General features: G+C 64.6%; 5 protein-coding genes. All 5 read right to left on the reverse strand.

The features are described 5' to 3' along the window. A partial coding sequence (locus B4E36_RS18875; protein ID WP_345900688.1) for a sugar ABC transporter ATP-binding protein occupies positions 1 to 1,293 on the reverse strand: 1,293 nt, incomplete at its 3' end. A gap of 69 nt (positions 1,294 to 1,362) precedes the next feature. Continuing rightward, positions 1,363 to 2,280 (reverse strand): sugar ABC transporter substrate-binding protein, encoded by a 918-nt coding sequence (locus B4E36_RS18880; RefSeq protein WP_345900689.1) that lies wholly within the window; start codon positions 2,278 to 2,280, stop codon positions 1,363 to 1,365. Positions 2,281 to 2,319: 39 nt separating this feature from the next. Beyond that, positions 2,320 to 3,795, reverse strand: coding sequence for a xylulokinase (locus tag B4E36_RS18885; protein WP_292051882.1), 1,476 nt, complete (start codon positions 3,793 to 3,795; stop codon positions 2,320 to 2,322). Continuing rightward, positions 3,788 to 4,567 (reverse strand): tryptophan synthase subunit alpha, encoded by a 780-nt coding sequence (locus tag B4E36_RS18890; RefSeq protein WP_292051884.1) that lies wholly within the window; start codon positions 4,565 to 4,567, stop codon positions 3,788 to 3,790. Before B4E36_RS18890 ends, B4E36_RS18885 begins: the two co-directional genes overlap by 8 nt. Before the next feature lie 145 nt (positions 4,568 to 4,712). Next, a complete protein-coding gene (locus B4E36_RS18895; RefSeq protein ID WP_292051885.1) occupies positions 4,713 to 5,648 on the reverse strand; it encodes an AraC family transcriptional regulator in 936 nt (311 codons plus the stop codon). Positions 5,649 to 6,010 lie beyond the last annotated feature (362 nt).

Genomic DNA, 6,010 nt, shown 5'->3' on the forward strand with positions numbered 1-6,010 from the left:
GCCGACATCGACGCCGCGCGTCGGTTCGTCCAGGATGAGGAGCCGGATCGGCCGCCCGAACCAGCGGCCGAAGAGAAGCTTCTGCTGATTGCCGCCCGACAGCGTCAGCGGCTTGGCGAAGGGCGACCCCATCTTGACCGAAAGCGCCTCACGCACCTCCTGCGTACGGCGCTTCAGCGCGGCAACGCTGGTCCATGGCAGGCCGGGTGAGGCGCGCACCGAGGCCAGATTGGCGATGGCAAGGTTCTCGGCAATCGTGCGGTTCACGATCAGCCCCTCATGACGGCGATCTTCCGGCACATAAGCCCCGCCGCGCTTGATCCGGTCGTCGATCCGGCCGGGGCGAAGTGGTTTGTCCGCAAGGCTGATAGCGCCTGCGCCATGAGAGGTCGCGCCCCAGATGATCTTCATCAGCGACGAGCGCCCCGCGCCGACAAGCCCGTAAAGGCCGAGAATTTCGCCGGCCCGGATGTCGAAGGAAACCCGTGAGCCATGGTCGCCGAAAGGCAGATCGCGGACCTTCAGCACGGTCGGCGCATCCACCGTCATCGGCGCCGGGGTCAACCGCACTTCCTCGCGCCCGGACATCAGGCGCACGAGACCGGCGCGGTCGATGTCGCCGATGGCCCCTGCCCCGGCGGTCGCGCCGTTTCTGAGCACCGTGAACCGGTCGCAGATTTCCATCACCTCATCCAGCCGGTGCGAGATGAAGATCACGGCGACGCCGCGTTCGGCAAGCCGGGCCACAGCGCGGTAGAGCCTGCGCGCCTCGCCATCGGACAGCGAGGCCGTGGGCTCGTCCATCACCACCAGCCGCGCCGGCTCGCCGATCAGCGCGCGGATGATCTCGACAAGCTGTTTCTGGCCGGTCGTCAGCCGCGCCGCCGGCACGTCGAGCGGCAGGTCGGGCGCGATATCGCGCGCCGTCTCGGCAATCTCGGCGGCCATTTGTCTGCGGTCGATGAACAGGCCGCGTTTGGGATAACGCCGCCCGACAAAGGCGTTTTCCACCGCGTTGAAATGCGGAACCAGGCTCAGTTCCTGATGAATGAAGCGAAAGCCGAGCGCCTCGGCGTGGCGGACATTTTCGATCTCGACCGGCTTGTCGTCGATCCGGATCTCGCCCGCATCGGGCGCGATCAGGCCGGAGAGCGTCTTGATCAGCGTCGACTTTCCGGCGCCGTTTTCGCCCAGAAGCCCGTGCACGGAGCCGGCCTCGACCGCAAGGTCGGCGCCGGCGAGCGCGCGCGCGCCGCTGAAGCGCTTTTCAAGCCCTTTGATGCTCAGCAACATGTTAATTGTCCCGCGAAAGGTGAAAGGCGGAGCCGCCGCTGCCGGCGGCTCCGGTTACGAAACGGCCCGTCAGGGGCAGGTCACGCCCAGCGATTCCGGCGTGATCATCACCGCCGGCACGTAGATTTCATCGCTTTCGGCAGCGCCGCCGCCGAGGATCTTCTCGAGTTCTTCAGCGCCAACCGCCGCCATGCCGGGGAAGTCCTGGCGGAAGGTGGCCTTGAAATGGGTGCAGGACTTGATCATGTCGACCGCCTGCTCATTGCCATCGATGCCCATGATGATCAGCTTGGAATCCGGCAGTTCCGATTCCGTCGCCAGTTCCGCGCCGATGCCCGGATCATCGAAGGCGGCCCAGACGCCGTCGATCTGGTCGCCATATTGCCGCAGGATGTTTTCCATGGCGATGCGGCCGTCATCGACCGGGCCCGGCACCTTGACGAAGTGATCGGCGATCACCTTGATGTCCGGGTGTTTTTCCAGCGTCGCATCAAGGCCAAGTTCGCGCTGATGCACGCCCGGATGGGCGGAGTGATAGAACTTGACGATATTGCCCTTGCCGTCCAGCGCCTTGAACAGCGCCTCGGAGAGCTGGGTGCCGAGTTCGAAATTGTTGGAGGTGACGTTGACGTCGACATTGTCGTGCTTCGAGCCGTCGAGCGAGATCACCGGAATGCCGGCCTCTGCCGCCATGGCGACCTGATCGCCCACCTGGCCGGGATCGGTTGAGATCAGCACGATGGCATCGGCCTTGGCGTTGACCGTGTCTTCCATGCGCGAGGCGAGTTGGCCGAAATCATTGCGCGTGTCGATGATGGTGACGTCCCAGCCGCGCTTTTCGCCCTCCGCCTTGAAGCTCTGCGCCATCTCATTGGTCGGGATCGAGCTGATATAAGGGGTAAGAATGGTGACATCCGTCGCCAGAGCGGCGGTCGTGCCGGCAAGTGACAGCGTCAGCGCTGCAAGGGTGGTTCTGATCAGTCTCATGGTCTGTTCCTCTCGTTTCTTTGCTGCATGTGTGACCCGTTAGCGGAGCGGGTCGCCCGTTTCGATGATTCCGATGGGTTTCAGTGCGTCGATGGCCTTCGTATAGGCCTCGAACATGCGATCATAGCGCCGCGCGCGCTTCGGGTCGGGTTCGAAGACGGTCTGCACGGATGTCATCGCCGGAACTGCCTCGGCAATGGTCGGGAAAGCCCCGACGCCGACGGCCGCCATGATGCCCGCGCCAAGGCAACCGACATCATTATAGGAGAAGCGGTGGAGGGCCACGCCGAGACAATCGGCGCGGATCTGGCTCCACAGATCCGAGCGCGCGCCGCCGCCGCCGTAAAGCAGCCAATCCGGGCGGTACCCTGCCGCCTCGGTCAGCGCATTGAACAATTGCCGGGCCGAGAGCGCGACACCCTCCAGCACCGCGAGCGCGAATTCCGGCCCGCCTGTGCGGCTGTCCAGGCCGATGAAGGAGCCGCGAATATCGGCATCCCACAACGGCGCGCGCTCGCCTTCCAAATGCGGCAGGAACAGGATTGGGCGGCCATCGCGATCGGCTTTTGCGGCCAGTTCGGCAACATCCCCCGGCTCCATGCCGACCGTTCGGCTCCACCACCTGAGCGAATCCGCGCCGCTCTGGGTTGGGCCGGCATTGACGACCAGATCATCGACGGTGGCGAAGGTGACGACGCCCGGCGCGCCGATGCGTCTTGACCCGGCAAGCGCCAGAATTTCGCTTGTACCGCTCACATACATGCCCTGCCCTGCGCGGAATACGCCGCAGCCGAACAGATTGCCCCATGCATCCATGGTGCCGACGATCACCGGCACGTGGCGGGCGTGACTGCCAAGCTGCATCTCGCCGGCAATATCGGTGAAGAAGCCGAGCGGCGGCAGTCGTTCGGCGGCACCATCGACGCGAGCGATCAGTGGATCGATATAGGTCAGATCGAGACCGACATGGCCGAAGGAGGCGATCGGATCGGCAACCGCCCTCCCCGTCAGCCGCAGCAGGCAGTAATCCTTGGGCGACAGCACGTAGCGGGTCTTTTCCCAGAGATCGGGATGATGCTTTTGAAACCACATCATCTTGGCAAGTGCGTGGCTCGCGCCGATCGGCATTTCCGCGCCCCACCAGGCCTGCTTGTCCTCTGCCGAAATCGTCCGGTCCAGCGCCTCGGCCTCGCGCGCGGCGCGCACGTCCTGCCAGACGATGGCGGGCGCCAGCGGCTCGCCGGCGGCATCCACGAACACATCGGTATTGACCTGGCTGCAGAGCCCGACGGCGACCACACGATCAGGATCGCGACCGACGAGGAGCCCGTCAATCGCATCGCGCACGCCATCGAGCCAGTGCTGCGGGTCCTGCTCGACGATCCCCGGCCCAGGCCGTTCCGTCGGATAGTTCCGGCTCCAGTGATCGACGACCGCGCCGCCGAGCGTGAACAGCCCGGCCTTGACGGCGGTCGAGCCGATATCGAAGCCGATCACAAAGGCATCGTCACGCATCGAGCCCGCTCCTCAGATCACGCAACAGCATCCGCAGCGCATCGCCGCCGGCAAGCGCCACGCGCAGCACCTGCGACCCAACGATCACGCCATCCGCGCCAAGCTCCATCGCCTGCCGCGCCTGCGCGCCGCCGGAAATGCCGAAACCGAGAAGGATCGGCCGCGTCGCGCCCGCGGCGCGCAATTGCGCGATGCGGTCAGCATTGCCGGGATCGAGCGTCTCGCGCGGGCCGGTCGCGCCCGCATGGGCCTGCAACATGATGTAGAAGCCGGCCTCACACGCGCGCTCAATGGCCTTCTCGTCCAGCGGCAGCGAGACAAAAGGCGACAGGGCAACGCCGTTATCGGCGGCTGCCTGCTCCAGCCGCATGGCCAGCGGGTCGTCGTGTTTCGCGACCACCAGAAGACTGTCGAGGCCGCGCCAGAGGTCTGCCTCATAAAGACCGGGATGCGCCGGATCGGCATAAGTCATTAGCAGCGCGCGCGGAGGATCTCGAAATTTCGCCAGCCGCTCCAGCACCGCATCGAGATCGGCGCGCCAGCGGCCGCGATCGGCGCGCAGCATCGACTGGCGCACATCCGGCCCGTCGAGGAACGGGTCGGGCGAAGCCATGCCGATCTCGATCACATCAACGCCCTCGCCGGCATAGATGTCCAGGAGGTCCGGGGAGACCTGCACGTCCCCCAGCGGGAAATAGCAGCTCAAAAGCGGCCTTTCCGGAAGTGCGCGACCGCGCGTCCTCGTTTCCTCGATCTCTGTTCCGGCATTCATCGCCAATCTGCCTTCCTGCGCATTTTCCGATCTCGCGTCATCGCGGGGGAAGATGCGGCAATGTCATGCGATTGTCATCCCGCGCGCGGGGTTTCAGCCGCACCGGAAGGTGATTTATGCAGGATGTGGATAAGACGCGCGGCCGTCAGTGCCGGCTCTTGCTGTCCTCGGACGGCAAGGTGTCGAAGAGAGCGCGATAGGCGGAGGAGAAGCGGCCGAGATGGCGCATGCCGACGCGCCGGGCAGCATCGCTGGCCGACAGCCCCTCCTCGACGATCAGCCGCCGGGCCTCCTCCATGCGAATCCGGGTCAACATTTCATAGGGCGTCTTCTGGTAGTGGCGCTGAAAGCCTTCATAAAGCGCCCGTTCCGAAACGCCGATCTCCCAGGCGACCGCAGACATCGACAGCCGTTCGCCGAAGCGGGCGTGAAACAGGTCCATCACCCGTTTCACATGGCGCGGCGTGGCGCTCAGGCGATCAGGCACGACCGACTGGCCGTTCAGATAGGGAATATTGCTTAAAATCAGATCGATGATGCGATCGGTGATCGCCTCGCGGTGCGGATCGTCCGCGTCGCCGCCATCGGAAAGATCGGCCGCCAGCACCTGAAACGCTTCCAGGAGACGCCGTCCATGCGCGGTTTGCAGATCGATCAGCGGGTCGAACACCGGCGCCTCGGCCTTAGCACGGTGGGTGAGCCGCGCGATCCGCTGTTCCAGCCGACAGCGGTCGATCTGAAGCATCCATTGCCGGGTAGCCGCCTGCCAGCGCGAACGGAACCGCGGCCCGGGCGACAGCAGCAGCGCCTGACCGGGGGCGGAATTGATCTCCTCCTTGCCGAAATCGATCCGCACTCCGCCGCTCAGCGGCATTTCCAGCATGTAGAATTCCTCGAAGCCGTGGGCGCTGACCTCGATCTCGGCGCCGTATTCGAGGCGGTTGAAGGCCCCGCAGGCCGTCTTCACGGCATGGTGGCGGAAGCCGACCTCGCGGCCGGCATAGACCTCGAGGCGATGATCGCAAAACGACCGGGTCATGTAGTATTCGGCTTCGAGCGGGTCGCTCGCTCGATAGCTCACGGTGTTCTCGAAGTCCAAAACCGCCCCCTCCAGGACATGCGGCCCCCTGCCGCGGCGAACGAGCATATTGATACAATGCGTGGCATCAAGTCCAGCGCGGCGCAATGGTTGCAGCCGGGGCAGAGTGATGCCGGAAAGTGGTCATGAGGAGCGTGAGAACACCACGCCCTAAACTTATTGAAGAAGCCTATCCTATTTTTTCGTCGTCATGCTCGGCCTTGTGCCGAGCATCTAAGCACGCATCAACACGGCAGGCGTCTCGGACGAGCCCAAAACAAAGCCCTTCCAGACCGCCTACGCCACTCGCGCGGAACCGTAGTTAGATCCTCGGCACAAGGCCGAGGATTGTTTGTTGAAAACGG

The organism is Martelella sp. UBA3392 (genome assembly GCF_002358775.1).
In the GTDB taxonomy this organism is placed as follows: Bacteria; Pseudomonadota; Alphaproteobacteria; order Rhizobiales; family Rhizobiaceae; genus Martelella; species Martelella mediterranea.